Origin of the sequence: Streptococcus sp. HMSC36C04 (genome assembly GCF_001839535.1) — a bacterium.
In the GTDB taxonomy this organism is placed as follows: domain Bacteria; phylum Bacillota; class Bacilli; order Lactobacillales; family Streptococcaceae; genus Streptococcus; species Streptococcus hominis.
This window is the reverse complement of the sequence record NZ_KV841596.1, coordinates 1-479: the sequence shown is the minus strand read 5'-3', so window position 1 is coordinate 479 and position 479 is coordinate 1. Positions and strand designations below refer to the sequence as shown.

The window sequence follows — 479 nt, the reverse complement described above, 5'->3', positions numbered from 1 at the left end:
TGGTGCTAGTTAAGTTCAAAATAGCTCAAATGATAAGCCGATAGGATTTGTTCAATCCTCAACTGTAGTCCAGCTACTCCTCTGGCGAAGGTGTGTTCCATATCAAAGAGAGCACATAACTCAGAAAAGCGCGTTTCAATGGTTCGCCTCATAGCCAGTAATCTCCAGTTGTTATGCTGGCTCGCTCCTTCCATGTTCTGACGCAGTGGGGTCCATAAGTGATACCCTCTCTGTTTCAACCGATCTTTAAGAGCCTGGCTGAGATAACCTAAATCTGCTAAAATCACAGATTGTTGGCAGCCTTCCAATAAATCCTCCACCGCTTTGATATCATGAACAGAAGCTGAGGTGACAATATAGTTCAGAATATAGCCAGATAAGGTAACGAGCATGTAAACTTTGAAACCGTAAAACCACTGGTGTTTTGACGCATTGTAGCCAATGTCTGCCACTCCTTCGAAAATACTTGCTCTATGGTT

General features: G+C 43.2%; 1 protein-coding gene. It reads right to left on the bottom strand.

Annotation, left to right across the window (positions count from 1 at the left end; genetic code table 11):
- Window positions 1-5: 5 nt before the first annotated feature.
- Window positions 6-479, bottom strand: a 474-nt coding sequence (locus HMPREF3249_RS05225) for an IS982 family transposase (RefSeq protein WP_142350230.1), incomplete at its 5' end; no start/stop codon positions are given.